The sequence below is a fragment of the Streptomyces sp. NBC_01476 genome, from assembly GCF_036227265.1.
Taxonomy (GTDB): Bacteria; Actinomycetota; Actinomycetes; order Streptomycetales; family Streptomycetaceae; genus Actinacidiphila.
Genome location: NZ_CP109446.1, coordinates 1,128,406 through 1,153,841, shown reverse-complemented (window position 1 = coordinate 1,153,841; position 25,436 = coordinate 1,128,406). Strand labels below are relative to the sequence as shown.

26 protein-coding genes are annotated in these 25,436 nt (G+C 73.3%); 17 read left to right on the top strand and 9 right to left on the bottom strand.

Translation table 11 applies throughout. The annotated features are described in order from the left end of the window. Window positions 1-35: 35 nt before the first annotated feature. Together OG552_RS05095 and OG552_RS05090 are read left to right on the top strand one after the other, a co-directional pair. Window positions 36-1,820 (top strand): MFS transporter, encoded by a 1,785-nt coding sequence (locus OG552_RS05095; protein WP_443070869.1) that lies wholly within the window; start codon window positions 36-38, stop codon window positions 1,818-1,820. A 36-nt stretch (window positions 1,821-1,856) separates the two neighbouring features. After that, complete coding sequence (locus OG552_RS05090) at window positions 1,857-2,324, top strand: MarR family winged helix-turn-helix transcriptional regulator (RefSeq protein ID WP_329129969.1); 468 nt, start codon at window positions 1,857-1,859, stop codon at window positions 2,322-2,324. A 21-nt stretch (window positions 2,325-2,345) separates the two neighbouring features. On the opposite strand, the gene OG552_RS05085 is transcribed toward OG552_RS05090, so the two are convergent. Continuing rightward, window positions 2,346-3,863 (bottom strand): MFS transporter, encoded by a 1,518-nt coding sequence (locus OG552_RS05085; RefSeq protein WP_329129968.1) that lies wholly within the window; start codon window positions 3,861-3,863, stop codon window positions 2,346-2,348. A gap of 195 nt (window positions 3,864-4,058) precedes the next feature. On the opposite strand from OG552_RS05085, the gene pgm reads away from it, so the two are divergent. After that, window positions 4,059-5,699 carry a phosphoglucomutase (alpha-D-glucose-1,6-bisphosphate-dependent) gene (pgm, locus tag OG552_RS05080; protein WP_329129966.1) on the top strand — a complete coding sequence of 547 codons (1,641 nt, stop codon included), beginning with the start codon at window positions 4,059-4,061 and terminating at the stop codon, window positions 5,697-5,699. 133 nt (window positions 5,700-5,832) lie between these two features. Here the strand turns inward: pgm and OG552_RS05075 are convergent, their stop codons facing one another. The 4 genes from OG552_RS05075 to OG552_RS05060 form a co-directional block, all read right to left on the bottom strand. Further along, window positions 5,833-7,599 carry an ABC transporter ATP-binding protein gene (locus OG552_RS05075; RefSeq protein WP_329129965.1) on the bottom strand — a complete coding sequence of 589 codons (1,767 nt, stop codon included), beginning with the start codon at window positions 7,597-7,599 and terminating at the stop codon, window positions 5,833-5,835. Between the two features lie 298 nt (window positions 7,600-7,897). After that, window positions 7,898-8,674: a chaplin gene (locus OG552_RS05070; protein ID WP_329129964.1), complete on the bottom strand. Its 777-nt coding sequence runs from the start codon at window positions 8,672-8,674 to the stop codon at window positions 7,898-7,900. A gap of 260 nt (window positions 8,675-8,934) precedes the next feature. Continuing rightward, on the bottom strand, window positions 8,935-9,225 hold the full coding sequence (locus tag OG552_RS05065; protein ID WP_329129962.1) for a DUF5133 domain-containing protein: 291 nt from the start codon (window positions 9,223-9,225) through the stop codon (window positions 8,935-8,937). 143 nt (window positions 9,226-9,368) lie between these two features. Beyond that, entirely contained in the window at window positions 9,369-9,539 is a 171-nt protein-coding gene (locus OG552_RS05060) for a hypothetical protein (RefSeq protein WP_329129961.1), read from the bottom strand. Window positions 9,540-9,989: 450 nt separating this feature from the next. Here OG552_RS05060 and OG552_RS05055 point away from each other — a divergent pair, with 450 nt between their 5' ends. Next, the gene (locus OG552_RS05055; protein ID WP_329129959.1) at window positions 9,990-11,246 is read left to right on the top strand and encodes an MFS transporter; all 1,257 of its coding nucleotides are present in this window, start codon (window positions 9,990-9,992) and stop codon (window positions 11,244-11,246) included. A 51-nt stretch (window positions 11,247-11,297) separates the two neighbouring features. Here OG552_RS05055 and OG552_RS05050 read toward each other — a convergent pair whose 3' ends face one another. After that, window positions 11,298-11,720 (bottom strand): YchJ family protein, encoded by a 423-nt coding sequence (locus OG552_RS05050; RefSeq protein WP_329129958.1) that lies wholly within the window; start codon window positions 11,718-11,720, stop codon window positions 11,298-11,300. Between the two features lie 103 nt (window positions 11,721-11,823). Between OG552_RS05050 and OG552_RS05045 the strand changes: the two genes are divergently transcribed. The 9 genes from OG552_RS05045 (at window position 11,824) to OG552_RS05005 (ending at window position 17,869) form a co-directional block, all read left to right on the top strand. After that, a complete protein-coding gene (locus tag OG552_RS05045) occupies window positions 11,824-12,792 on the top strand; it encodes an LLM class F420-dependent oxidoreductase (protein WP_329129957.1) in 969 nt (322 codons plus the stop codon). A gap of 106 nt (window positions 12,793-12,898) precedes the next feature. Then, the gene (locus OG552_RS05040) at window positions 12,899-13,279 is read left to right on the top strand and encodes a hypothetical protein (RefSeq protein ID WP_329129956.1); all 381 of its coding nucleotides are present in this window, start codon (window positions 12,899-12,901) and stop codon (window positions 13,277-13,279) included. A 187-nt stretch (window positions 13,280-13,466) separates the two neighbouring features. Further along, window positions 13,467-13,976 (top strand): hypothetical protein, encoded by a 510-nt coding sequence (locus OG552_RS05035; RefSeq protein ID WP_329129954.1) that lies wholly within the window; start codon window positions 13,467-13,469, stop codon window positions 13,974-13,976. 1 nt (window position 13,977) lies between these two features. Then, a complete protein-coding gene (locus OG552_RS05030) occupies window positions 13,978-14,280 on the top strand; it encodes a monovalent cation/H+ antiporter complex subunit F (protein WP_329129953.1) in 303 nt (100 codons plus the stop codon). Between the two features lies 1 nt (window position 14,281). Continuing rightward, window positions 14,282-14,602 (top strand): cation:proton antiporter, encoded by a 321-nt coding sequence (locus tag OG552_RS05025; RefSeq protein ID WP_329129952.1) that lies wholly within the window; start codon window positions 14,282-14,284, stop codon window positions 14,600-14,602. Continuing rightward, the gene (locus OG552_RS05020; protein ID WP_329129950.1) at window positions 14,599-14,892 is read left to right on the top strand and encodes a Na(+)/H(+) antiporter subunit B; all 294 of its coding nucleotides are present in this window, start codon (window positions 14,599-14,601) and stop codon (window positions 14,890-14,892) included. The genes OG552_RS05025 and OG552_RS05020 overlap by 4 nt, the downstream gene beginning before the upstream one ends. Beyond that, window positions 14,889-15,650, top strand: a complete 762-nt coding sequence (locus tag OG552_RS05015; RefSeq protein ID WP_329129949.1) for an MnhB domain-containing protein — start codon at window positions 14,889-14,891, stop codon at window positions 15,648-15,650. The genes OG552_RS05020 and OG552_RS05015 overlap by 4 nt, the downstream gene beginning before the upstream one ends. Then, window positions 15,647-15,991 (top strand): sodium:proton antiporter, encoded by a 345-nt coding sequence (locus tag OG552_RS05010; RefSeq protein WP_329129948.1) that lies wholly within the window; start codon window positions 15,647-15,649, stop codon window positions 15,989-15,991. Before OG552_RS05015 ends, OG552_RS05010 begins: the two co-directional genes overlap by 4 nt. Before the next feature lie 9 nt (window positions 15,992-16,000). Beyond that, window positions 16,001-17,869 carry a complex I subunit 5 family protein gene (locus OG552_RS05005; RefSeq protein WP_329129946.1) on the top strand — a complete coding sequence of 623 codons (1,869 nt, stop codon included), beginning with the start codon at window positions 16,001-16,003 and terminating at the stop codon, window positions 17,867-17,869. 29 nt (window positions 17,870-17,898) lie between these two features. Here OG552_RS05005 and OG552_RS05000 read toward each other — a convergent pair whose 3' ends face one another. After that, window positions 17,899-18,564, bottom strand: a complete 666-nt coding sequence (locus OG552_RS05000) for an endonuclease (protein ID WP_329129944.1) — start codon at window positions 18,562-18,564, stop codon at window positions 17,899-17,901. Window positions 18,565-18,719: 155 nt separating this feature from the next. On the opposite strand from OG552_RS05000, the gene OG552_RS04995 reads away from it, so the two are divergent. Continuing rightward, window positions 18,720-19,673 carry an LLM class F420-dependent oxidoreductase gene (locus tag OG552_RS04995; protein ID WP_329129942.1) on the top strand — a complete coding sequence of 318 codons (954 nt, stop codon included), beginning with the start codon at window positions 18,720-18,722 and terminating at the stop codon, window positions 19,671-19,673. 5 nt (window positions 19,674-19,678) lie between these two features. On the opposite strand, the gene OG552_RS04990 is transcribed toward OG552_RS04995, so the two are convergent. Beyond that, window positions 19,679-21,220 carry an ATP-dependent DNA ligase gene (locus OG552_RS04990; protein ID WP_329129939.1) on the bottom strand — a complete coding sequence of 514 codons (1,542 nt, stop codon included), beginning with the start codon at window positions 21,218-21,220 and terminating at the stop codon, window positions 19,679-19,681. Between the two features lie 88 nt (window positions 21,221-21,308). Here OG552_RS04990 and OG552_RS04985 point away from each other — a divergent pair, with 88 nt between their 5' ends. Next, window positions 21,309-21,932, top strand: a complete 624-nt coding sequence (locus OG552_RS04985) for an alpha-ketoglutarate-dependent dioxygenase AlkB (protein WP_329129937.1) — start codon at window positions 21,309-21,311, stop codon at window positions 21,930-21,932. Between the two features lie 14 nt (window positions 21,933-21,946). Here OG552_RS04985 and OG552_RS04980 read toward each other — a convergent pair whose 3' ends face one another. Then, the gene (locus OG552_RS04980; RefSeq protein ID WP_443070868.1) at window positions 21,947-23,368 is read right to left on the bottom strand and encodes an MFS transporter; all 1,422 of its coding nucleotides are present in this window, start codon (window positions 23,366-23,368) and stop codon (window positions 21,947-21,949) included. Between the two features lie 286 nt (window positions 23,369-23,654). Between OG552_RS04980 and OG552_RS04975 the strand changes: the two genes are divergently transcribed. Then, window positions 23,655-24,803, top strand: coding sequence for a carboxylate-amine ligase (locus OG552_RS04975; RefSeq protein WP_329129932.1), 1,149 nt, complete (start codon window positions 23,655-23,657; stop codon window positions 24,801-24,803). Beyond that, window positions 24,800-25,342, top strand: coding sequence for a DUF6328 family protein (locus OG552_RS04970; RefSeq protein WP_329129930.1), 543 nt, complete (start codon window positions 24,800-24,802; stop codon window positions 25,340-25,342). Before OG552_RS04975 ends, OG552_RS04970 begins: the two co-directional genes overlap by 4 nt. Window positions 25,343-25,436: the final 94 nt, after the last annotated feature.

Genomic DNA, 25,436 nt, shown 5'->3' with positions numbered 1-25,436 from the left:
TAAGTAACTGATCCGGGTGGGGTGTGAACCGTCCAATGGCGAACGAAGACGCGACACGAATACGGCGGCGGACACCGCGTATCGACGCGGACCATCCGCACTACAAGTGGGTGGCGCTGTCCAATACGACACTGGGCATGCTGATCGCCACCATCAACTCGTCCATCGTGCTCATCTCGCTGCCCGCGATCTTCACCGGCATCCGGCTCGACCCCCTGGAGCCCGGCAACGTCAGCTACCTGCTGTGGATGCTGATGGGGTACATGCTGATCACCGCCGTTCTGGTGGTGACCCTCGGCCGGCTCGGCGACATCCTCGGCCGGGTGAAGATCTACAACGCGGGCTTCCTGATCTTCACCGTCACCTCGGTGATCCTCTCGGTGGACCCGATACACGGCGGCGGCGGAGCGCTCTGGCTGATCGGCTGGCGGGTCGCCCAGGCGGTCGGCGGCTCGATGCTGATGGCCAACTCCGCGGCGATCATCACCGACGCCTTCCCGGCCCGCCAGCGCGGCATGGCACTGGGCGTCAACATGGTGGCCGGCATCGCCGGCTCCTTCATCGGACTGGTGCTCGGCGGACTGCTCGCCGAGTGGAACTGGCGCTCCATCTTCTGGGTCAATGTGCCGATCGGCCTGATCGGCACCGTCTGGGCCTACCGCTCGCTGCACGACACCGGCATCCGCCGCCCGGCGAAGATGGACTGGTGGGGCAACATCAGCTTCGCCGTCGGCCTGACCGCGCTGCTGGCCGGCATCACCTACGGCATCCAGCCCTACGGCGGCCACACCATGGGCTGGACCAACCCGTGGGTGCTGGCCGGCCTGATCGGCGGCGTCGCCATCCTGGTGGGCTTCTGCGTGATCGAGTCCAGGGTCGCCGAGCCGATGTTCCCGCTGGGGCTCTTCCGCAGCAAGACCTTCGCCGGCGGCAACGCGGCCACCTTGCTGGGCTCCATCGCCCGGGGCGGCCTGCAGTTCATGCTGATCATCTGGCTGCAGGGCATCTGGCTGCCGCTGCACGGCTACAACTACGACGACACCCCGCTGTGGGCCGGTATCTACCTGCTGCCGCTGACCGTCGGTTTCCTCGCCGCGGGACCGATCGCCGGCTACCTCTCCGACCGCTACGGCGCCCGGCTCTTCGCCGCCTCCGGCTTCGTGGTGATGGCCGCCTCCTTCGGCGGACTGCTGGCGCTCCCGACCGACTTCAGCTACTGGGTCTTCGCCCTGGTGATCTTCCTCAACGGCCTGGGCGGCGGCCTGTTCGCGGCGCCGAACACCTCGATCATCATGGCGAGCGTGCCGGCCGAGGCCCGCGGCGCCGCCTCCGGCATGCGGGCCACCTTCCAGAACGCCGGCATGGTGCTCTCCATCGGCGTCTTCTTCTCGCTGATGGTGGCCGGCCTGGCCCGCTCGCTGCCGAGCACCCTGTCCTCGGGCCTGACCGCGCAGGGCGTACCGGCGGGCAGCGCCCACCAGGTGGCCACCCTGCCACCGGTCGGCACCCTGTTCGCGGCCTTCCTCGGCTACAACCCGATCCAGCAGCTGCTCGGTCCCGACCTGCTCGGCAAGCTCCCGGCGGTCAACGCGCACACCCTCACCGGCCGTGAGTTCTTCCCGCACCTGATCTCCGGTCCGTTCCACGACGGCCTCGTCATAGTCTTCGGACTGGCGATCGTGATGTCCTTGGTCGCGGCGGCGGCCTCACTGATCCGCAGCCGCCCCGAGCGGGGCACCACCGCCGGCTCGGGTACGGCGACGGGCACGGCCACCACCGTGACCGCCGTGACGCCCGCGGGCTCCGGCCCGGAGAAGTAGACCGCACGCAGCAAGGCACCGAGGAGGGCGCCCGCCATGACCGCCGAAACCGACGGCCCGGGGGCGCCCTCCCCGTCCGAGGTGGCCCGGCTGCGGCTGCTCATCGCCCGGCTGTACCGGCAGATGGCGCAGGCGTCCGGCGGTGACCTCAACCTCACCTACGCGCAGCTGTCCGCGCTCGCCAGGATCGGCGAGCACGGTCCGCTGCGGCTGGGCGAGCTCGCCGCGTACGAGCAGGTCGCCGCCCCCTCGCTGACCCGTACCGTGCACCCGCTGGCCGCCGCCGGGCTCATCCGCAAGGAACCCGACCCGTCCGACGGCCGCTCCTGGCTGGTCAGCATGGCCCCCGCGGGCGACGAACTGCTCACCCGGATCCGCCGGGAGCGCTCGGAGCTGCTGACCCGCCGGATGTCCCGGCTCACCGCCGAGCAGAGCGACACCCTGCGGGCGGCCCTGCCGGTACTGGAGCTGCTGCTGACCGAGCCGGAGGATCCCGCCTCCTGAAGGCCCTCAGGCGGGGGCGGGTCAGGCCGTCTTGCGGGCGGCGGTGGCGCCCGGCTCCAGCGGCGGTGAGGAGAACCCGCAGTTCGTCCGGCACTGCGGCTGCGCCTGCTGCTCCCCGTCCTCCTTGAGCGCCCCGGACGGCACCAGCAGCGCCGCAAGCGCCGCGGCCACGGCGCAGAGCCCGGCGCAGATCCACATCGCCTTGCCGAAGGCGGAGTTCACGGCGTCCGGCGAACGGTACGCCCGGTCCGAGAGCCCGATCGCCAGCGGCAGCGCGGCCACCGCCAGCAGCTGGGCGACCCGGGCGGCGGCGTTGTTGACCCCGCTGGCGATCCCGGAGTGGTCCACCTCCACCGAGGCCAGCACGGTCGCGGTCAGCGGCGCCACGAACATGCTCATCCCCAGCCCCTGCACCACCACCGCGGGCAGCACATCCGGGAAGTACGCCGAGGAGCCGGGCGACACCCGGGTGAGGAGCAGCAGCCCGGCACCGGTCACCAGCGGCCCGGCCGTCAGCAGCGGCCGCGGGCCGATCCTCTGCGCCAGCGCGCCGGCCGGCGCCGACAGCAGCAGCATCAGCACCGTCACCGGCAAGGTGGCGATGCCGGCCCGCAGCGCGCTGTACCCCGCCGCGATCTGCAGCTGCACCGGCAGGACGAAGAAGACCCCGCCGATCGCCGCGTACAGACAGACCGTCACCACGTTCATCGAGGTGAACAGCCGTGAGGAGAAGATGGACAGCGGCAGCATCGGGTGCCGGCGCCGCTGCTCGACCCGGATGAAGGCCGCACCGCAGAGCAGCCCGGCGACGGCCGGCGCGATCACCCTGACGGGGGAGGGGTGCCCGGACGCGGCGATCAGCGCGTAGGTGACCCCGGCCAGGCAGAGCGCGGCCAGCGCCGCGCCGCCCATGTCGAAGGAGCCCGACGCGGTACGGTCCCGGCTCTCCGGTACGTGCCGCAGGGCGATGGCCACCACCACCGCGGCGATCGGCACATTGATCAGGAAGATCCACCGCCAGCCGGGGCCGTCCACCAGATAGCCGCCGAGGAAGGGCCCCACCGCGCCCGCCACCCCGCCGAGCCCCGACCACGCGCCGACCGCCTTGGCGCGGTCCTCGGGCCGGAAGGACGACTGCACCAGCGCCAGCGAACCGGGCGTGAGCAGCGCCCCGCCCACGCCCTGGAGGGCGCGCGCCGCGATCAGCATGGCGCTGTCCTGGGCGATGCCGCACAGCGCGGAGGCCACCGCGAACCAGACCACCCCGATGACGAAGACCTTGCGCCGCCCGTAGCGGTCACCGAGGCCGCCGCCGAGCAGGATCAGCCCGGCCAGCGTCAGCAGATAGCCGTTCACCGTCCACTGCAGGTCCGACAGCGGGGCGTTGAGGTCCTCGCCGATCCGGGGGAGTGCGATGTTGACGACCGTGCCGTCCAGCATCGCCATCCCGGAGCCGAGCACCGAGCACGCCAGCACCCACCGGCCCTTGGCCGACGCGAGCCGCACTCCTTGCGAGGCAGGCAGATCAACCGTGCTCATCGCGTATGCCTCTTCCCTACGACGCCGCCGGGGCGCCCCCACCCTAGCGCCGGGCCCGCCGCGGGTGGTCCCGGCGGTGCGGGCGACGCGCCCGGCGGGCGTGCCGTGCGGCGGACCGGTGGCGGGCGGGACAATGGGGAACGCGCAAGACGGGGAACGCTGAAGACGAAGTCACGCCGAGACAAGGAGACGCGGATGCCGCACGAGCGTGCCGGAACACCGGCCCGGCCGGAGGACCTGGTGGACGTCGCCCGACTGGTCACCGCCTATTACGCTCTGCACCCCGATCCCGGCGAGGCGGCCCAGCGGGTGGCTTTCGGCACCTCGGGCCACCGGGGCTCGGCGTTCAGCACCGCCTTCAACGAGGACCACATCGCCGCCACCAGTCAGGCGATCTGCGACTACCGGACCGGGCAGAACACCACCGGTCCGCTCTTCCTCGGCGCCGACACGCACGCCCTGTCCGAGCCCGCCCGGGTCACCGCGCTGGAGGTGTTCGCCGCCAACGACGTCACCGTGCTGATCGACGAGGGCGACGGCTGGACCCCGACCCCGGCGGTGTCGCACGCGATCCTCACCCACAACCGCGGGCGCGGCGACGCGTTCGCCGACGGTGTGGTGGTCACCCCGTCGCACAACCCGCCCGCCGACGGCGGCTTCAAGTACAACCCGCCGACCGGTGGCCCGGCCGCCTCCGGCGCCACCAGCTGGATCCAGGACCGCGCCAACGCGCTGATCGCCGACGGCCTCAAGGACGTCCGCCGGCTGCCGTACGCGAGAGCGCTGGCCGCCGACACCACCGGCCGCTACGACTTCCTGGGCCGCTATGTGGACGACCTGCCCTCCGTGCTGGACCTGGACGCGGTCCGCGGCAGTGGGCTCACCATCGGCGCGGACCCGCTCGGCGGCGCCTCGGTGGACTACTGGGGGCGGATCGCCGAGACGCACCGGCTCGACCTGACGGTGGTCAACCCGTATGCCGACCCCACCTGGCGGTTCATGACGCTGGACTGGGACGGCAAGATCCGGATGGACTGCTCCTCGCCGTACGCGATGGCGTCGCTGATCGCCCGCAAGGACGCGTACGGCATCGCCACCGGAAACGACGCGGACGCCGACCGGCACGGCATCGTCACCCCCGACGGCGGCCTGATGAACCCCAACCACTACCTCGCGGTCGCCATCTCGTACCTGATCGGGCACCGCGAGCAGTGGAGCCCCGAACTGGCCGTCGGCAAGACCCTGGTGTCGTCCTCGATGATCGACAAGGTGGTGGCGGGGCTCGGCCGTACCCTCACCGAGGTCCCGGTCGGCTTCAAGTGGTTCGTGGACGGACTGCTCGGCGGCACCCTCGCGTTCGGCGGCGAGGAGTCCGCGGGGGCGTCCTTCCTGCGGCGCGACGGCAGCGTGTGGACCACCGACAAGGACGGCATCCTGCTGGCGCTGCTGGCCGCCGAGATCACCGCGGTCACCGGCCGCACCCCCTCCGAGCACTATGCCGGCCTGACCGGCGAGTTCGGCGCCCCTGCCTACGCCCGGATCGACGCGCCCGCCACCCGTGAGCAGAAGGCGGTACTGGCCAAGCTCTCGGCAGAGCAGGTGCCGGCCGAGGAACTGGCCGGGGAGCGGGTCACCGCGGTGCTCACCGAGGCGCCCGGCAACGGCGCCGCCCTCGGCGGTGTCAAGGTCTGCACCGAGAACGCCTGGTTCGCCGCCCGGCCGTCCGGGACCGAGGACGTCTACAAGGTGTACGCCGAGTCCTTCCTCGGCCAGGAGCACCTGGGGAAGGTGCAGCAGGAGGCGCAGGCGATCGTCTCGGCGGCGCTGGGCGGCTGATCGCCCGGCCCGCCTGATCGCCGGGCCCGCTGTGGCCACCCCGGCCGCCTGACCCCTTGACCACCCCGACCCCCTGACCACCCCGTCCCCGGGGGTCCCGGCGCGTGCCGGGCCCCCGGCGGACCGTCAGGACTCAGGCCAGCTGCGCCGCCTGCAGTCCCGCGTAGGCGCCGCCGCTGCGCAGCAGCTCCGCGTGCGAGCCGATCTCCACGATCCGCCCGTCGTCCAGCACCACGATGCGGTCCGCGTTCCTGATCGTGGAGAGCCGGTGGGCGACGACGAAGACCGTACGGCCGCGGACCAGCCGGGTGAGCGCCTGCTGGACCAGCGCCTCCGAGCGGGAGTCCAGTGCCGAGGTGGCCTCGTCAAGGACCAGCACCCGCGGATCGCGGATCAGCGCCCGGGCGATGGCCAGACGCTGCTTCTGGCCGCCGGACAGCCGCGCCCCGCGCTCGCCCACCACCGTGTCGAGGCCGAGCGGCAGCCGGTCGATGAACTCCAGCGCGTTGGCGTCCCGCAGCGCCGCGCGCACCGCCTCGTCGGCCACGTCGGTCATGCCGTAGGTGACGTTCTCCCGGATGCTGCCCTCGAAGAGGATCGACTCCTGCGGCACCACCGAGAGCCAGTTGCGGTAGTCGCGCAGGTCCAGAGTCTCCATGTCGACACCGTCGAGCAGTATCCGGCCTTCGGTGGGCCGCAGGAAGCCGATCACCAGGTTGAGCACGGTGGACTTGCCGGCGCCCGAACCGCCGACCAGCGCGATCGTCTCGCCGGGCCGGACGTCGAGGTCGAAGCCGGCGACCGAGGGGCGGTCGCTCTCCGGGTAGGTGTGGCCGGTCCCACGGAACTCGAAGTGGCCCACCACACCGGTGACCTCGGCCTTGCCGTCGTTCTGTTCCAGGTCCGGTGCCTGCAGCACCTCGCCGATGGAGCGCACCGACTCCAGTCCCTTGCCGATCTGCGGGGTGAGGGTCAGCAGGGTGGTCACCGACGCGGTGAGGCTGGAGAAGTAGGCGCTGAGCATCACCACGGTGCCGGGGGTGACGTTCAGCCAGCCGTAGTACGCGACCAGCGCAGAGCCGGACAGGCAGGCGACACCGATGGCGTTGAGCAGGATCCAGGCGATCGAGCCGAACCAGCCGTTGAGCCGGTCCAGCCGCAGCCCGGCGTGCAGCACCTCGCCCAGGGTGCGGTCCACCCGGTGCAGCGCGGTGTTCTCCAGGCCGTGCGCCCGGGTGATCGGGATCAGCGTCGTCATCTCACTGACCCGGGAGGAGAGTTGCTCCACCTGCTGGCGGAAGGACTCGTTGTTGTCCCGCAGCCGGCTGCGCAGCTTCACCACCAGCAGGGCGGAGGCAGGCACCACGATCAGGAAGACGGGCAGGAAGGCCGGGGCCTGGATGCCGATCACCACCAGCCCGCCGGAGAGGGTGGCGACCGCGGCCAGCCCGTTGTCGGCGGTCTGCTGGGCGGCGGTCTCGATGCTCTCCACGTCCCGGATCACCTTGGCCTGCAGCACCCCGGCGCTGACCCGGGAGTGGTAGCCGATGGAGAGCTGCTGCATCCGCTGGCAGAGCGCGGTGCGCAACCGGGTGCCAGTACGGCGGATCGAGCCCTGCATGCAGCGCACGTATGCCAGGTGCAGCGGCAGGTTGAGCAGCAGGATCACCAGCAGGACGGCTGAGTTCCACCAGAGCACCGATATCGGGCGGTGCTGGACCACGACATCCACGATGTTGGCGGTGATCAGCGGCAGCAGCCAGACCGGAGTGTGCTTGCCGAAGAACGCGAGCACGGCCAGGGCGACCCGGCCGCGATCGGGGTGGAAGAGGTAACGGAGGGTACGGACCGGGTGCTCGCCACGGTAACGGTGGCTGAGCGTGCCTTCCGGCAACGCCATTGCGGGGCTCCTCGGATCACGTCTTCGCGACACAAGTGGGGTATGAGCGGTGCGACGGCACACGTACGCGCCGGCCACACGGAGGCGCGTCCGCGCGTCCTTGCGCCGACGCGTCCATGTGTACGCATACACCCTAGAGGCCGGGCGCCCCGCGGTGCCCGGCCCGGTTGGTGTCCCCGCTGGTAGGAGGGGTACGGATAACGGCTTGACCGTTTTGGAAACGGCCTCAGCGGCTGCTCAACGGCCGCCTGGCGCCCGTTCGTTCGCACCCCCCGGACTCCTGCGGGAGTCCCCCCGGTCAGCCGCGGCCGGGGCGGTACCTGCGGTAGAGGGCCGCGCCACCGAGCAGCAGACCGACACTGCCGGCCGCCGTCCAGCCCAGGCCGTCCGAGCCGGTGTGCGCCAGCACGGGGCCGGTGGTCTCCGGCACCACCGCGTTGCCCGGCGGCGCGGGGATCGGCAGGTGCTTCGGCGGCGCGGGCGGCGTCGCGACCGGCGGGGCCGGTGCCGGCGGGGCCGGAGTGTCGCCGTTGACCGAGGAGTTGCCGATGCTGGGGTTGCCGATGCCCACCACGTTCACCGAGTTGCCGGAGAGGTTGACCGGGATGTGGATGGGCAGCTGGAGGCTGTTGCCGGAGATCACACCGGGCGAGCCGGTGGTGCGGCCGGCGGCCTGCGCGCCGTCACCGGCGCTGCGGGCACCGGGGATCCTGGCGTGCGCGCCCGGTCCCCGATTCCCCCTGGCCGGACCGCCGGACTCCACCGCCGGGGCGCCCGCGTGCCGGGCCCAGCTGGACGCCTTGGTGCTCTGCGATACCGAAGGCGCCGTGGTCACCGAGGTGTTGGCGCAGCTGTTGCCCAGCGTGGGATTCAGCAGGCCGATGACATTGATCGTATTTCCACATACGTTCACCGGAATGTCCACCGGTACCTGGACCGCATTGCCCGACAGGACTCCGGGCGAGCCTGCGGCTTCTCCGTCAGCCGCCGAATCCGCCTGGGCGTACCCCGCCGAGGCCAGCACGCCACCGGCGACCATCGCGGTGACGAGTCCCTTTCGAGCGACCCTGTTCATAGGCTCCCTGCCTTCCGGAATTTCCGCACGGACCGTACGTCCGCAAGGGGAACAACGCGCCGGGGAGCCAATCAGGTCATGCCGAACCGCTAATTCATCCCAACGGGTGACGGTGCGCCGTTGGCCGCACGGTCCGTCGGATATCCGTTCCGACCAGCGCTTTTTCAGTAATTCAGCGGGCCGTGCGGAGTATTCCTACGAATTTCCCACCAGTGCGCGGAGTGGACCATTCCGGTGTGTCGGGGCCGGGGCATCCGCCGTCAGGCCGCCGCGCTCTGCGGGACGGTGCTCTGCGGGACGGAGCTCTCCGCGAACACCGAGCTCTCCATGTGCTCGCGGGCGGCGGCGAGCGCCGCGGCCACGTCCCGCGTCCCGGTGGACACGCACAGCGTGTAGACGGTGTCCTGCAGCTGCTGCCGGATGTGGGGGTCGACGCTCTCGCAGCCGTGCGCTTCTCCGGTCTCCCCGGCGCCGGACCGGCCGGCGAGCGCGTGGAGCGTCTCATAGCGATCCACCAGGGTCCGCAGCACGGTCGGGTGAGCCATCAGCATCGTCGTACTCCTCGGTGTTCGGCGAAGTCGAGGCGCGTCTGCCCGGAGCCGGCGGACGCATGCGTGCTGCACCGGAAAAAAATCCGGCCCGCCCCGCGCGGTGACGCCCCGCCGGGGCCGCCGCAGGGGGAGGGCGGGACCGCTCAGTCGATGCTGCGCAGGATGTGTGTCTCGGACGGATCGTCCTCGTAACCGGCCAGCCGGATCGGCGCGCACCGCGCCCAGGCGTCCAGTGGAGCCTCCACGTCGAGCAGGGCGATCCCGTCGCCGCGCTCGGCGGCCTTCTCCTTGAACTTGAGCTGATCAGGTGACACAGCGCACTCCTCACGTCGCGTGGCCGACAGCGCCTGACCCGGCCGCGGCGGGGCCTCGGCGCCAGGGGATCCTTCTTCGGGCGTTGCGGACGCGGTGGCGCCCAGGGTCCCCCGTGCCGCAGATCACGGGGGCGACTGGAGCCGGAACCGGGCCGAGGTGGCGACCTGTTCCGGGCCTGGCTCCGGGGCCCGGTACCACCCCGGGAGCCAGTTCGTTGGGCACAGCGTATGCCGGTCGGCCGCCCGCCACCAGCCGTTTTGGCCGGCACCCGGAGGCCGGGCCGGGTGCGCCGGCGGTCCCGGGTACGCCCCCGGCCGCGGTCAGGACCGGCGCGATTGTTACGGTTCTACGTGCTCAACAGTGAGAAGGACCGCCGCGAGCGCCCTGGGCCATCCGGGTCGCGCATACCCGAAACCGTGCCCGCCCGGCGGGGGTCCCGATTCACCCGGATGCTCGCGGACATCAGTCCGCTCCGCGACCACCCCGACTTCCGCCGGCTCTGGGTCGGCAACACCGTCTCCTACATCGGCCAGCAGATGACCGCGATGGCGGTCTCGCTCCAGGTCTACGCGATCACCGGCTCCAGCTTCTACGTCGGCCTGGTGGGTCTCTGCTCGCTCGTCCCGCTGATCGTCTTCGGCCTCTACGGCGGGGCGATCGCCGACGTGGTCGACCGCCGCAAGCTCGGCCTGATCACCTCGTCCGCGCTGACGCTGCTCTCCCTGGCGCTCGCGCTGGTGGCCATCGCCGACCTCCGGTCGGTGGCGGTGCTGTATACGATCGTGGCCCTGCAGGCGGTCTTCTTCGCGATGAACTCGCCGGCCCGCTCCTCGATGATCCCGCGGTTGCTCCCCGCGGCCCAGCTGCCCGCCGCCAACGCCCTGGCCTCGCTGGCCAGCGGCGTCGGACAGATGGCCGGTCCCATGCTGGGCGGTGTCTTCGTCGGCTTCTGGGGCTACCAGGCGGCCTACCTGATCGACGTCGGCGCCTTCACCGCCTCGCTCTACGCGATGTGGCGGCTGCCCGCGATGCGGCCGGAGACCGAACTGGCCGCGGCCGACGCCGGGACGAAGGCGGGCGCGGTGGCCCGGCGCCGGCCCTCGGTACTGGAAGGGCTCCGCTACCTCGGTGCCCGCCCCAACCTGCGGACCACCTTCGTCTCCGACCTCGCCGCGATGGTGCTGGCCCAGCCGCGGGTGCTCTTCCCCGCGGTGGCCGTGCTCTGGTTCGGCGGCCACTCCAGTACGGTCGGCCTGCTCGCGGCGGCGCCGGCCGTCGGGGCGCTGCTCGGCAGCGTCTTCTCGGGCTGGCTCGGCCGGGTGAACCGCCAGGGGCTCGCGGTGCTGATCGCCATCGGCTCGTGGGGCGCGGCGATCGCGGTCTTCGGCCTCACCCGCAACCTCTGGCTCGGCCTGCTCTTCCTCGGCCTCGCGGGCTGCGCGGACACGGTCTCCATGGTGTTCCGCAACACCATGCTCCAGGCCGCCGCCCCCGACGACATGCGCGGCCGGCTTCAGGGCGTCTTCCTCGTCGTGGTGGTCGGCGGCCCCCGCCTCGGCGACTTCCTGGCCGGCTCCGCCGCCGACCTCTTCAGCCCCACCGGAGCGCTGGTCGGCGGCGGCCTGGCCTGCATCCTGGCGATCACCCTGATCGGCCTCTTCCAGCGCGGCTTCGCGCGGTACGACGCCCGCAACCCGATCGCCTAGGACGGGACCCGGCCCCCGGACCCTGGCCTCCGGGCCCCCCGGACGCCGGCCTCAGCCCGCCTCGCCGACGTACACCCAGTGGCCGTCCGCGCGGGTGAAGGCGCTCTTCTCGCGCTGCTCGCCGTCCATGCCGGACAGCCGGTAGCGGGCGCGGAAGTCCACCGTGCCCTCGGTGTGGAAGGCGGTGCCGCCGGTGGTGGCGAGGATCTGCAGACCGGTCCAGCGCACCCGCGGGTCGAGTTCCAGCGCGGGCGGGCGGGTGGCCGCGGACCAGGTCCGCAGCAGATAGTCCTGGTCGCCCACCGCGAAGGCGCTGTACCGCGAGCGCATCAGGCGTTCCGCGGTGGGTGCCGCGGCGGCGCCCCGGTGGAAGAGGCCGCAGCACTCGCCGTAGGGCGCGGCGAGCCCGCAGGGGCAGGGCGCGGCGGGGGAGTGCGCCGGCCGGCCGGGGGTACGTGAAGGCTTTCGGGACATTCCCCGATTCTGCCGGACCCGGCCGGCCCGCCCACGCCCCACCGGTACCCCCATTCGCAGCAGCCCCGGGTTTTGCCGGGCTCTCACCGGAAATGCGCTCACCATGGTGCAAATCGGGTACACGATGATGACCGAGCATTCCGGTCCCCGCGAGCTCGTCGATCATGTCGTCGCGGCGGAGGCCGCGGGCTTCGACTTCTCCGTGACCTCGGACCACTACTTCCCCTGGCTGGACTCCCAGGGCCATGCCCCGTACGCCTGGAGCGTGCTCGGCGCCGCGGCCCAGGCCACCAGCCGGATCCCGCTGATGACCTATGTGACCTGTCCGACGACCCGCTACCACCCGGCCGTCGTCGCCCAGAAGGCCGCCACGATGCAGTTGCTCTCGCAGGGCCGCTTCCGGCTCGGCCTGGGCTCGGGCGAGAACCTCAACGAGCATGTGACCGGCGGCGGCTGGCCTTCGGCCTCGGTCCGGCTGGACAAGCTGGAGGAGGCGGTGGGCATCATCCGCGCTCTGTTCGACGGGGAGGAGCTGACCCACCACGGCACGCACTTCGACGTGACCGGCGCCCGGCTGTGGGACCTGCCCGACGCCCCGCCGCCGATCGGCGTGGCCGTCTCAGGTGACCGCTCCTGCCGGCTGGCCGGCGAGCTCGCCGACCTGGTGATCGCGGTGGAACCCAAGGCCGAGCTGATCGAGTCCTTCGACGCTTACGGCGGCGCGGGCAAGCCGCGGGTCGGCCAGCTCCCGGTCAGCTTCGACACCGACCACGACGCCGCCGTCGCCCGCGCCCACGACCAGTTCCGCTGGTTCGGCGGCGGCTGGAAGGTCAACTCCGAACTGCCGAACCCGGCGGCCTTCGCCGGCGCCACCCGGTTCGTCACGCCGGAGGACGTCGCGGCCGGCATCCCCTGCGGCGACGACGTGGATGTCTTCATCGACGCGGTACGCCCGTACGCCGACGCGGGCTTCGACGAGATCGCACTGGTCCAGGTCGGCGGCGACCAGCAGGAGCCGTTCATCCAGTGGGCCGAGAAGACCCTGCTGCCCGCGCTGCGGGACGCCCTGTGACCCTGTGACCCCGTGACCCCGTGACCCCGTAATTCCCTGTCCCTCAGGCCACTTCGGCCCTCCTCAGCCCTTCGATCCCCCTCGCCGTTCCCCGGAAGGAACCATCGTGACCACCGCGCCAGACCAGACCGCAGACCCGTCCGCCCAGGTGGCCGTCACCCTCGACGGGTGCGGCAAGGAGGACGCCCGCACCGTGCTCACCGCGCTCAACTCCAGTTTCCCGTCCGACCGCGCCGACGACGACGCGCCGGCCGACGACGACAGCGGCCTGCCCACCGTGTGGACGGCCACCTACGACGTCTCCACCACCCTGGGCCTGCCCGGACCGGCCCGGCTGACCGAGCCGGTCACCGTCACCGCCCAGGGCGGCTACCGCGCGGTGGACCGGCTGCGCGAAAGCCTCTCCGAGGCGTTCGCGGTACGCGTCATCGGTACGGCCGCCGGCGACCAGGAGCAGGAGGCCCGGCTGCGGCTGGAGAACCAGTGAGGCGCTGAACGCGTTCCGGTCTCCCGGAGTTTCGGCGTCCCGGCCGGGGACAGACGCTGCCCGTGGCATCGGAGTGGCCCGGTGTGGCGTGTCCCGGCCGGGACACGGCGCGCGGCGGTGACCGCCCGGTATACCGGGCGGAGACCGCCGGGTGGCGGCCACCGCGAGGGTGAGGGAGGGGCTGGGCATGGGACGCGGGCTGCCGGCGACCGTCGTCAACGTGCTGATCTGGTGGGGCCTGCTCTTCCTGCTCTACCTCACATGCGTCTCCACCGTCCCCCCGCTCGAAGTGCTGGTCGGCCTCGGCTCCGCGCTGCTCGGCGCGGTCACCGCGGAAGCCGTCCGGCGCGCCGAACACCCCCGCCTCCGCGGCAGCCGCCGGATCGGGGTGGCTGCCGCGGGTTTTCCGCTCACCTTGCTGGCCGAGACGGGCCGGCTCGCCGTCACCGTCGTCCGGGCGCTGCGCGGAACCGCGGGTCCCGGCAGCGTCGTCACCATCGGGCTTCCCCCGGGCACCGACGCCGCTCTCGCCGCGGTGCTGCTGTCCGCCTCCCCGGGCGCCTGTGTCCTCGACATCGCCGACACCACCCGGGACAAGACGGCCGCCACCCCCGCCACCGGCCGCACCCTGACGGCCCACGTGCTCGGCCCGCAGGTCTCCCGGCTGGAGCGGGCCCTGGGCGGAAGGCGGGACTGAGGTGAACGCCTGGATCGTGGCCGCCTGCGTCCTGCTGCCCGCCGGGCTCGGGCCGTGCCTGTGGCGCGCCTGCCGCGGGGAGCCGGCCCAGCGGCTGGCCGGGATGTCGCTGGCCGGGGTGATGGCGGTGGCCGTCTTCCTGCTGGTCGCCCGCGGGGTGCACCGCACCTCGTACGTGGACGTGGCCCTGGTGATGGCGGCGCTGACCCCGGCCGGGACGCTGGTCTTCGCCCGCTGCCTGGCCGGCGGCAGCGGACAGACCCCGCAGCAGTGGCGGCGGGCCGGGGACCAGGGGCGGGGCTGAGATGGACGTACGCCACGGGTTCGCGGTCGCGCTGCTGGTCTGCGGCATGGCCGCGCTGCTGCTCTCCGCCCTCGCGCTGCTCGCGCTGCCGACGCCGTACGCCCGGCTGCACGCGCTGTCGCCGGCCGCGAGCCTCGGGGTGCCGCTGATCTGCCTGGCGCTGGCGCTCGACGCCGGGCCGGGGCGGGCCGCGCTGAAACTGCTCTTCATCGGGGCGCTGACGGCGGTGTCGGGCCCGGTGGTCACGATCGTCATCGGCCGCACGATGGCCCGCGAGGGCGAACAGCCGGGCGGCGACGCCCCGGGGGAGCCGCCGGCGTGAACAACAGCCCCGGAGCCGTCGACTTCCTGGTGGTCACCGCCCTTGTGCTGGTGACCGTCGCCGCCACGGTCGCGGCGCTGACCCGCGACCCGGTACGGCAGTCCGTGGTGCTCTCCGTGCTCGGGGTGTGCCTGGCGCTGCTCTTCCTGGTGGTGCAGGCGCCCGACGTGGCCCTCTCCCAGCTCGCGGTCGGCACCGCCGTGACCCCGCTGCTGATCCTGCTGACGGTACGCAAGATCCGCCGCGGGCCCGGCGGTTCCGGTGACCGCGGGCAGGGGGACGACCGGTGAGCCGCCGGGTACGCGTCCTGCTGTTCCTGTCGGCCGCCGTGGTCTTCGCGGTCGCCTTCACCGCCGCCTGCACCGGTCTGCCGCACTTCGGCACGCAGTCCCACCCGTACGGCGACCGGGCGGTCCACGCGGCGCTGCAGCACCGCACCGCCAATGTGATCTCCGCCGTCAACTTCGACCAGCGCGCCCTCGACACCCTCGGCGAGGAGTCGATCCTCTTCGGCGCGGTGCTCGGCGCCGTGGCACTGCTGCGCCGGGCCCGCGACGAGAACCGCGGGGCGCCCGAGCCCGGCCGGGTGCTCCCCTCCACCTTGCTGCTCGGCGCCGGACTGCTGCCGGTGACCGTCCTGGTGGGCGTCTACATCGTCGCCCACGGCCAGCTCAGCCCCGGCGGCGGCTTCCAGGGCGGGGTGGTGCTGGCCACCGGGCTGCATCTGGCCTACGTCGCCGCCGACTACCGGGTGCTGCGCCGGGTACGGCCGCTGGCCGTCTTCTCCGCGCTCGACGCGGTCGGCGCCGGCGCGTTCACCGCGCTCGGCCTTGCCGGGCTGATCGCGGGCGCCGCGTATCTGCAGAACGTGCTGCCGCTCGGCACCTTCGGCCGGCTCTCGTCGGCCGGCCTGGTGCCGCTGGTGAACGCCGCCGTCGGCGTGGAAGTCGCCTCCGGGGTGATCGTGCTGATCGCCCAATTCCTCGACCAGGCGGTGGAGATCGCGCCTCCCGACGACAACTCCCCGCCGCAGGAGGCCGGAACGTGACCGTACTGCCCTTCCTCGCAGCAGGCTGGATCTTCCTGGCCGGCGTCTACGGCATGGTGACCAGCCGCAATCTCGTGCACGCCGTCGGCTGCCTCGCCGTCGCCCAGTCCTCCACCTACGTCCTGCTGCTCGGCGTCGGCTACCGGCGCGGCGCGACCGCACCGGTCTTCTCCGACATCCCGGTGAACACCCCCGTGGTGGACCCGGTGGTGCAGGCGCTGGTCCTCACCGATGTGGTGGTCGGCGCCACCGTCACCGCCCTGCTGCTCAGCCTGGTGATCCAGATCCGCAAGCGCACCGGGACCGTGAACCCCGAAGAACTCACCGAGTTGAAGGGCTGAGGGCCGCACGTGCCGACCACGGCTGACCTCTTCCCGCTGGCGGTCGCCATCCCCTTGACGGGCGCGGTGCTGCTGGTGCTCGGCGGCAAACTCCTGCCCCGGGTGGCCCTCGACGCCATCGCGGCCGGCTTCGCCGTGCTCACCACCGCCGACCTCGCCTGGCTGTGGGTCAAGGTAGGCGGAACGGGCGACGGGCGGGCGGTCTCCTGGGCGGGCGGCTGGACCCTGCGAGACGGGCACAGCGTCGGCATCGTGCTGGTCGGCGACCGGGTCGGCGTCGGCCTCGCCCTGCTGGTCGCCGCGCTGATGCTGGCCGTACTCGCCTACTCCTGGCGCTACTTCGACGAGCCGCCCCGCCACCACCAGGGCACCTTCCCCGCGCTGCTGCTGCTCTTCGAGGCCGGCATGTGCGGATTCGCCCTCACCGGCGACCTGTTCAACGCCTTCGTCTTCTTCGAACTGATGGGCGTGGTCGCCTACGCGCTGACCGGCTTCCGGATCGAGGACCCGCGGCCGGTGCACGGTGCCCTCACCTTCGGCGTGATCAACTCCCTTGCCGCGTACGTCTCGCTGCTCGGCATCGGCCTGCTGTACGCGCGCACCGGCGAGCTGGGGATGGCGCAGACCGGCGCCGCGCTCGCCGGGCACCGCGCCGACGCGCTCACCGTCACCGCGTTCGTCCTGGTGATGGCCAGCATGCTGGTGAAGTCCGCGACCGTGCCCTTCCACTTCTGGCTGCCGGACGCGCACGCGGTGGCGCCCACCCCGGTCTGCATGCTGATGTCCGGGGTGATGGTGGAACTGGGCGTGTACGGCGTCGCCCGCCTCTACCTCACCGTCTTCGGCGGCCGCGGCGGCGTACCCGCGGCGGCCTTCACCCACACGATGGCCGCGCTCGGGGTGCTGACCGCGGTGGTCGGTTCGGTGATGTGCTGGCAGCAGCGGCACCTCAAGCGGCTGCTGGCCTTCTCCACCATCGGCCACACCGGGCTGTGGCTGCTGGGCCTGAGCCTGCTCAGCCCGGCCGCCACCACCGGGACCGCGCTGTACGTGGCCGGGCACGCCGGGGTGAAGGCGGCGCTCTTCGCGCTCACCGGGGTGCTGCTCGACCGGCACGGGTCGGTGGACGAGTACGGGCTGCACGGCCGCGGGCGCGGCTCCCCGCTGACCGGCGCGCTCTTCGTCGCCGGCGGCCTCGCGCTGGCCGGGCTGCCGCCGTTCGGGACCGGCCTCGGCAAAGCGGTCGCCGAGCACGCGGCGGGCGAGGACGCCGGATGGCTCCCCGCGGTCTTCGTCCTGGTCTCCGCGCTGACCGGCGGCGCGGTGCTGCGCGCGGGCCTGCGGATCTTCTACGGGGCGGGGCCGCAGCCCGAGCCCAGCTGCTCCGACATCGAGACCAGCGGCGACGCCGAGGAGCCCGAGGTCCGCGACCCCCGCCGGGCGGTGCCGCTGGTGATGACCGCCGTCCCGGCGCTGCTGCTCACCGCCGCGCTCGCGGTCGGCGTCGTCCCGGGCGTCGGGCGCGCGCTGGCCGCCGCCGCCCGCACCTTCGGTGACCGGGCCGGCTACCTCGCCGAGGTCCAGAACCTCCCGGTGCCCGCGCTCCGTGTCCCGGTCCCCGACACCGCGTGGACCACCTCAGGCGTGCTGCTCGGGGTGCTCTCCACCGCCCTGGCCGCCGCCCTGGCCGCCGCCGCGGTGTGGCTGCCCGCCCGTACGTCTCCGGTGGCCCGCGCCCTGCGTGCGCAGGCATCCGCGGGCGACCGCCGCCTCATCGCGCCGCTGCGCCGCCTCCACTCCGGTCTGCTGGGCGACTACCTCACCTGGCTCACGGTCGGTCTCGCGGTGCTGCTGGTGGCGGTGGGCGCGCAGATGTAGCCGCCCGGGCCGGCCGGGGCCGGCCGGGGTCAGTGCGCCGCGTACCGGCCGGCCTGCTCCCGGACCTGCTCGGCCGCGTTCTTGTCCAGCGCGACCCGGACCAGTGCCGCGGCCAGCACGGCCGGCTCGGTGTCGCCGGCCGCCCGGAGCAGGGCCGCCGGGGTGTCGGGCAGGTCGAGGCGGCGGGCACCGTCCAGGGCCTTGGCGTCCAGGTAGGGCGCCACCTCCGGCCAGACCGCCTGGACCTCCCGCAGGAAGATGTCCGCGCCCGCCGGGCCGACACCGGGGAACTCACGCAGCTCCCGGCGGAGTTCTGCGATGTCACCGCCCGCGCGCTCGCGCATCCGGCGCAGGTCGCCGCCGTAGCGCTCGACGACCAGCCGGGCGCCGTCACCGAGCTGGGTCGCGGTGCGCTCGTCGTAGCGCCGGTAGCCGCCCCGGCCGAGCGCGTCGACCCGCTCCTGCCAGGTGGCGGCGGCCATCCGGTGCGGGTCGCGCATGCCCGCCTCGGTCAGGGCCTTCGCCGAGGCGACCGCGACGCCGGCCCGGATCCGCGCGCTCAGCAGGCTCGCCAGCACCAGCAGCCGGTACAGCGGCTGCGGGGTGTCCTTCAAGGCGATGCCCGCCTCCTCGGCGTACGTCTGCCCGTACCTGTCCAGCAGTGCCCGCACCGCATCGCGCTGTGTCGTGGTCATCGCGCTTCGCCTCCTGTCAGCTGCTCGCGGCCCTTCGGGTACCCGGCGCGCTCCGCCCGCAACCACCTGCCGCCGGCCACGACTGGCCGGGGCCGCCCCGGGTACCCGAGCAGCGAGTCCGGATTGTCCGCTCGGTGTGCGGGAGGAAGCCCCCCATGACGATGTACGGCTACTTCTTGTCCTGCGAGGAGTTCACGCCCCATGAGCTGCTCGAACAGGCCCGGATGGCGGAGCAGGCCGGCTTTCGGGCGCTGGCGATCTCCGACCACTTCCACCCGTGGAACGACGAGCAGGGCCAGAGCCCCTTCGTCTGGTCGATGATCGGCGCGCTCTCCCAGGTCACCTCGCTGCCGGTGACCACCCTGGTGAGCTGCCCGACCGTACGGCTGCACCCGGCGGTCAGCGCGCAGGCCGCCGCCACCTCCGCGAACCTCTCCGACGGCGGCTTCCGCTTCGGCGTGGGGAGCGGCGAGGCGCTCAACGAGCACATCGTCGGCGCCGACTGGCCGGACGCGGGGGTCAGGCTGCAGATGCTGGAGGAGGCCGTGCAGATCATCCGCCGGCTCTTCACCGGCGAGCGGGTCACCCACCGCGGCAACCACTTCACCGTCGAGAACGCCCGTCTCTACACGCTGCCCGACACCCCGCCCCCGATCTACGTCTCCGGTTTCGGCCCGCAGGCCGCAGCCCTGGCCGGGCGGCTCGGCGACGGCTTCGTCACCATGCAGCCGGACGCCGGTCTGGTGGGCCAGTTCCGGCGTGGCGGGGGCGGCGACAAGCCGGTGCTCGGCGGCCTCAAGGTCTGCTGGGACAGCGACCGGGACCGGGCGGTCAAGACCGTGCACCGGCTGTGGCCCAATGAGCAGCTGCCCGGCGAACTGCCGCAGATCCTGCCCACCCCTGAGCACTTCGAGCAGGCGTCCTCCCTGGTCACCGAGGAGATGACGGCCGCCGCCGGTACCTTCGGGGACGACCCGCAGGAGCACCTGACGGCGATCCGGGCCTTCGCGGACGCCGACTTCGACGAGGTGTACATCAACCAGATCGGGCCGGACCAGCGGCAGTTCTTCGACTTCTACCGCACGTCCGTGCTGCCGGAGCTCGGCTGAGGACGTCAGCCCACCGCGTGCGCGGCCCGTACGGTGGCCACCGTGTCCGCCTCGGCGGCCGGCTTGTCCTCCCGGTAGCGGATCACCCGGGCGAAGCGCAGGGTCAGGCCCGCCGGATAGCGCGGTGAGGTCTGCACCCCGTCGTAGGCGATCTCCACCACCAGCTCCGGGCGTACCGTCACCGTCCAGCCGTCGTCGGCGACCGCCAGCGCGCCCAGGCGCTCGGTCTGCCAGTCGAGCAGCTCGTCGGTCAGGCCCTTGAAGGTCTTGCCGAGCATCACGAAGGAGCCGTCCTCGTCCCGCGCCCCCAGATGCAGGTTGGAGAGTTTGCCGGTCCGCCTGCCGTGGCCGCGCTCGACCGCGAGCACCACCAGGTCCAGGGTGTGCACCGGTTTGACCTTGAGCCATGAGGCGCCGCGCCGCCCGGCCGCGTACGGGCTGCCGGCCGCTTTGACCACGACGCCCTCGTGGCCCCGGCCGAGCGTCTCGGTGAAGAAGTCGGTGGCCGCCCGGAGCTGAGCGGGGTCCTCGGGGGCGGCGACGACCGCCCGCCGGACCCGCAGATCGGCCGGCACCAGGGCCTCAAGCGCCACGTGGCGCTCGACGTACGGCAGGTCCAGCAGGTCGCGGCCGTCCACCGAGAGCACGTCGAAGAAGACCGCGTGCACCGGCAGGGTGACGGCCGCGGACTCGACGTCGACCCGGGAGCCGACCCGGCCCGCGGTCTCCTGGAACGGCCGCGGGCGCCCGGTGCCGTCGAAGGCCAGCACCTCGCCGTCGAGGATGAAGCGCTCGGCGGGCAGGGCGGCCACCGCCTCGACCACCTCCGGCAGCCGCGCCGTCACCTCGTCCAGTGTGCGGGTGTAGAGCCGCACCCCGTTCGCGTCCCGGTGGACCTGCACCCGGATGCCGTCCAGCTTCTCCTCGACCCCGCACGGACCGGCCTTGGCGACGGCCTCCTCGACGCTCTTGGCGGTGCTCGCCAGCATCGGCAGCAGCGGGGTGCCCACGGTCAGCGCGAAGTCGTCCAGTGCCTCGGGGCCCCGGGCCAGCAGCGCCGTCGCCACCGGCTCCAGCGCCCCGGCCAGCATCACCGCCCGGCGCACCGCGGCCGGCGGGGCCCCGGTCGCCGCCGCCAGGCCCTCGGCGGCGGACGCGTCCAGCGCGCCCTGCCGCACCTCGCCGGTGAGCAGGCCCAGCAGGTACTCCTGCTCCCCGGCGGTCGCGGCGGCGAACAGCTCCTGCAGCAGTGCCCGCCGGCCGGCCTGCGAGCCCGCCCCGGACAGCGCGCCCACCGCGGTCAGGGCGGCGTCCACCGCCGCCACGGTCAGCGTCGCCCGCGCGGCCGGCTCGGCCCGGTCCCGCAGCGCCGCCCAGCCCACACCGAGGCGCCCCTGCGGCAGCCGGCCGGCCAGGTACGCGATGGCGACCGGCGCGTCGGCGGGCTCCGCTGCTCGGAAGAACTCGGCGAGCAGCGCGGTCTTGCGGGACCGGGCGGAGGTCCGCGCGATCTCCCGGGACACCCGGGCGACTTCGGCGAAGAGCATGCCCCCATCCTGCGTCGCGGGCTCCGATCGCGCCTTCCGTTCGGACAGAATCGAATGTACGTACGACAGCCGGTGTAAAGTGGCAACCATGCACCTCCAGCAGGGATCCCTTTTCGCCACGGGCGCCCCCGGCCTCGGTGACCTGGCCGCGGTCCACCGCACCGAGCTGGGCCGGGGCGCCTGGATCGACACCTTCCCGGGCTGGCTCACCGGCGCGGACGACCTCTTCGACCGGCTGGCCGCCGAGGTCCCGTGGCGCGCCGAGGAGCGCCGGATGTACGACAACGTGGTGGCCGTCCCCCGGCTGCTCGCCCACTACGGAGCCGGGGCCCAGCTGCCCGACGCGCTGCTCGCCGAGGCGCGCAGCCGTCTCACCGCGCACTACGCCGCCGAACTCGGCGAGCCCTTCGTCACCGCCGGCCTGTGCTACTACCGCGACGGCCGGGACAGCGTCGCCTGGCACGGCGACCGGATCGGCCGCGGCGACGCCCAGGACACGATGGTCGCCATCGTCTCCCTCGGCGCACCGCGTCCCCTGCTGCTGCGCCCCCGCGGCGGCGGCCCGGCGACGGTCCGCCGGCCGCTCGGGCACGGCGACCTCATCGTGATGGGCGGCTCCTGCCAGCGCACCTGGGACCACGCCGTCCCGAAGACCCGGGCCGTGGTGGGCGGCCGGATCAGCGTCCAGTTCCGGCCGCGGGGCGTGGCATAGGGGGGTGTCGCACGTCAGCCGTGGTCGGCGCCCGCCGGGTGCGGCTGCTCCCGGCCCCGACCGCCCGCCTCGCCTTCCGGACGGTTGGGCGGGCCGGTGAAGATGTCCACCAGCGTGACCACCAGGGCGAGGGCGGCCAGACCGGACGCGGTGAGCAGGCCGAGCTGGAAACCCCCCGACCAGTCGGCGTGCCGGCTGTCCACCCGGCTGAAGAAGACCGAGCCGACCGCGGCGATGCCCGCCGCGGAGCCGATCCGCTGCGCGGTCTGCAGCACACCGCCCGCGCTTCCCGCCCGGGCCACCGGCACCTCGCTCAGCGTCAGCGTCTGGTTCGGCGAGATGACCAGTCCGCTGCCGAGCCCGGCAAGCAGCAGCGGAGCCGCGGTGGCGAAACCGACGCTGCGGGTCGAGTCCAGATGCACCGCGAGGGCCGTGCCCAGCAGCCCGATCAGCACCATGACGAGCCCGGCGGCCACCAGCGGACGCCCGATCCGGTTCACCACCCGGCCGCCCACCGCCGCCGCGGCCCCCGAGCCGAGCGCGAACGGCATGATCGACAGGCCCGCCTCCAGCGCGGTGTACCGCATCCCGTTCTGCAGATAGAGCGTCAGGATGAAGAAGATCGCGGTGAACCCGGCGAAGTACAGCAGCGACAGCAGCACCCCGAGCCCGTAGGACCGCTGCCGGAAGAGGGCGAGGTCGACCAGTGGATCGTGCCCCCTGGCGTACGCCCGCTCCCACAGCACGAAACCGGCCAGGATCAGCAGCGCCACCGGCACCAGCGCCCACTTCTCCGGGCCCCGCCACTGCTGCTCCTGGACGAACGGCAGCAGCAGGACGACCGTGCCGGCGCCGAGCAGCAGCACCCCCACCGGGTCGAGGTGGGTGCGCTCGCGCTCCTCGCCGGGTGCCCGCCGCGGCGGACCCGGCAGCAGCCGGTGGGCCAGCGGCAGCGCGGCGATACCGATCGGCAGGTTGACGTAGAAGACCCAGCGCCAGCCCTCATGGGTGCCGAACGCCTGGATCAGCAGGCCGCCGAGCAGCGGGCCGACCGCGGTGGACACACCGATGGTCGCGCCGAGCAGGCCGAACGCCCGGCCGCGTTCCGCGCCGCGGAACATCTGCTGGATGAAGCCGGAGACCTGCGGGACGAGGATGCCGCCCGCGACGCCCTGCAGCAGCCGCGCGACGACCAGCCAGGTCTCGTTCTGCGCCGCGCCCGCCAGCGCGCTGGTCGCGGTGAACATCGCCAGGCCGGCGAGGAAGACCGCACGCCGGCCGCGGATGTCGCCCAGCCGGCCGGCCGGGACCAGCACCAGGCCGAAGGTGAGCGCGTAACCCGACAGGACCCACTGCAGACCGCTCTGCGAGGCGTCGATACCGGTCCTGATCGACGGCAGCGCCACATTGACGATGCTGACGTCGAGCAGGGTCATGAAACTCGCGGTCAGACAGACCGCGAGCGCCGGCCACCGGCGGTCCCGGCCGCCGCCCGGCCGGTCCGGCCCGTCGCCGGACCGGCCTCGCGGTTGCGACGGTGAGGAGTGCGCTCTGCCCACGGTGCGGTCCTTCCCTCGGGCGCCGGCCGGTGTACGGAAAACGGGTGCCCTGTCGGCGCCGCCGTCATGCGTACGACCTGCGGACGGGCAGCCGCCCGGTCCATTCCGCCGGGTCCTGCGGGCGGCCGACGGTGAGCGCGGGGATCGGGGGTAGGCCATCTGCATGACGACCCCGACCGCCACCCTCGGCGTTGAAGAGGAGTACCTGCTGCTCGACCGGGACACCGGGCTGCCCGCACCCAGGGCCGGGCAGGTGCAGGAGGCCGCAGACCTGGAGCCCGTACTGGGCCGGGACGAGGTGGACAACGAGCTGCTCCAGGCGCAGGTCGAGGTGGCCACCCCGGTGTGCACCGGCCTGGACGACATCACAGGACACCTGGTCCGCTTCCGGCAGGCCGTCGGCGCCGCCGCCGACCGGGCCGGCTGCCGGCTCGCCGCCACCGGTGGCGCCCCGATGACCTCGCAGCGGGACGTACCGGTCACCGAGAAGCGCCGCTATCTGGAGATGCGGGCCGACGCCGGCCGGCTGGTGGACGAGCAGCTGATCTGCGGGATGCACATCCATGTGGCGGTGCCCGACCGCTCGGCCGGCGCCGCCGCCCTCGGCCGGCTGCGCCCCTGGCTGCCCGTGCTGGTCGCGCTCGGCGCCAACTCACCCTTCTGGGCCGGCCGCGACACCGGCTTCGCCAGCTGGCGCACGGTCGTCTTCGGCCGCTGGCCGGTGGCCGGCTCGCCGCCCTTCATCGCCGACGGGGCGGAGTACGAGCGGCGGGTCGGCGCGCTGCTGGACACCGGGGTGATCCGGGACCGGCACCAGCTCTACTGGCACGCCCGGCTCTCCGACACCTACCCGACGCTGGAGGTGCGCGCCCCCGACGTCCAGGTCGACATCGACAGCGCCGTCACCCTCGCCGGGATCGCCCGCGGCCTGGTGGCGACCGCGTTGCGCGAAGGGCGGCGCGGCGCGCGCCCGCTGGACCCGCCGGGCAGCATCCTGAACGCGGCCGGCTGGCACGCGGCCCGCCACGGACTGACCGGCGACCTCGTCGACCCGCGGCACGGCACACCCGCCAAGGCGGCCGGCGTGGTGGGCGCCCTGCTCGACCACATCGCCCCGGCACTCGCCGAACTCGGGGACACCGCACGCGTCACCGAAGGCGTCCAGCGGCTGCTCGACAACGGCACCGGCGCCACCCGGCAGCGGCGAGCGGTCGCCGAGGGCGGGGTGGACGCCCTGCTCGACCTGATCGCGCCCGGACCGGCCGGGCGCGACGGCGCCCCCGGCATCGTGGAGGAAGCAGCCCGGCCATGACCGACCAGCACCGCGGCGACGACAGTGCGGGGGCCCACCGCGACCCCGGTGACGGACGGGTGGACGCCCGTGGCCGCGACGAGACACCCGAGGAGCGCGCCGACCGGCGCTGGGGCGACCTGCTCCAGGAGCTGCGGGTCGCCCAGACCGGTGTGCAGATCCTCTTCGGCTTCCTGCTGACCGTCGTCTTCCAGCAGCGCTTCACCGACCTGTCCAGTACCGACCGGCACATCTACACGGTCACCGTGGTGCTGGGCGCGGCCACCACCGGCGCGCTGATCGGGCCGGTGGCCATGCACCGGCTGCTCACCGGCCGGCGGCTCAAGCCCGAGACCGTCGTGCTGGCGTCCCGGCTCACCGTGCTCGGCCTGGTGCTGCTGCTGTGCACGATGGCCAGCTCCCTGCTGCTGGTGCTGCGGGTGGCCATCAGGGACACCTCCGCGGCCTGGCTGGTCGGCGCGATGGCGGTGTGGTTCGTGCTCTGCTGGTTCGTACTGCCGCTCTGGGCCCGGCACCGCAGCGGGCCCGGCCCCGAGTAACGGCCCGCTCGCCGCCCCCGCCCGGCCTGATCAGGCGAAGTCGCGGTGAGCGGCAGATGATGGAGGGGAGGGCGTCCGCCGGGCGGCCGCCCTC

What these genes read in the sequence shown, in the direction of transcription:
- OG552_RS05095 (WP_443070869.1), top strand. Translation starts at nt 36, where the DNA reads ATGGCGAACGAAGACGCGACACGAATACGGCGGCGGACACCGCGTATC.
- OG552_RS05090 (WP_329129969.1), top strand. Translation starts at nt 1,857, where the DNA reads ATGACCGCCGAAACCGACGGCCCGGGGGCGCCCTCCCCGTCCGAGGTG.
- OG552_RS05085 (WP_329129968.1), bottom strand. Translation starts at nt 3,863, where the DNA reads ATGAGCACGGTTGATCTGCCTGCCTCGCAAGGAGTGCGGCTCGCGTCG.
- pgm (WP_329129966.1), top strand. Translation starts at nt 4,059, where the DNA reads ATGCCGCACGAGCGTGCCGGAACACCGGCCCGGCCGGAGGACCTGGTG.
- OG552_RS05075 (WP_329129965.1), bottom strand. Translation starts at nt 7,599, where the DNA reads ATGGCGTTGCCGGAAGGCACGCTCAGCCACCGTTACCGTGGCGAGCAC.
- OG552_RS05070 (WP_329129964.1), bottom strand. Translation starts at nt 8,674, where the DNA reads ATGAACAGGGTCGCTCGAAAGGGACTCGTCACCGCGATGGTCGCCGGT.
- OG552_RS05065 (WP_329129962.1), bottom strand. Translation starts at nt 9,225, where the DNA reads ATGCTGATGGCTCACCCGACCGTGCTGCGGACCCTGGTGGATCGCTAT.
- OG552_RS05055 (WP_329129959.1), top strand. Translation starts at nt 9,990, where the DNA reads ATGCTCGCGGACATCAGTCCGCTCCGCGACCACCCCGACTTCCGCCGG.
- OG552_RS05050 (WP_329129958.1), bottom strand. Translation starts at nt 11,720, where the DNA reads ATGTCCCGAAAGCCTTCACGTACCCCCGGCCGGCCGGCGCACTCCCCC.
- OG552_RS05045 (WP_329129957.1), top strand. Translation starts at nt 11,824, where the DNA reads ATGGTGCAAATCGGGTACACGATGATGACCGAGCATTCCGGTCCCCGC.
- OG552_RS05035 (WP_329129954.1), top strand. Translation starts at nt 13,467, where the DNA reads ATGGGACGCGGGCTGCCGGCGACCGTCGTCAACGTGCTGATCTGGTGG.
- OG552_RS05025 (WP_329129952.1), top strand. Translation starts at nt 14,282, where the DNA reads ATGGACGTACGCCACGGGTTCGCGGTCGCGCTGCTGGTCTGCGGCATG.
- OG552_RS05000 (WP_329129944.1), bottom strand. Translation starts at nt 18,564, where the DNA reads ATGACCACGACACAGCGCGATGCGGTGCGGGCACTGCTGGACAGGTAC.
- OG552_RS04995 (WP_329129942.1), top strand. Translation starts at nt 18,720, where the DNA reads ATGACGATGTACGGCTACTTCTTGTCCTGCGAGGAGTTCACGCCCCAT.
- OG552_RS04990 (WP_329129939.1), bottom strand. Translation starts at nt 21,220, where the DNA reads ATGCTCTTCGCCGAAGTCGCCCGGGTGTCCCGGGAGATCGCGCGGACC.
- OG552_RS04985 (WP_329129937.1), top strand. Translation starts at nt 21,309, where the DNA reads ATGCACCTCCAGCAGGGATCCCTTTTCGCCACGGGCGCCCCCGGCCTC.
- OG552_RS04980 (WP_443070868.1), bottom strand. Translation starts at nt 23,368, where the DNA reads ATGACCCTGCTCGACGTCAGCATCGTCAATGTGGCGCTGCCGTCGATC.
- OG552_RS04975 (WP_329129932.1), top strand. Translation starts at nt 23,655, where the DNA reads ATGACGACCCCGACCGCCACCCTCGGCGTTGAAGAGGAGTACCTGCTG.
- OG552_RS04970 (WP_329129930.1), top strand. Translation starts at nt 24,800, where the DNA reads ATGACCGACCAGCACCGCGGCGACGACAGTGCGGGGGCCCACCGCGAC.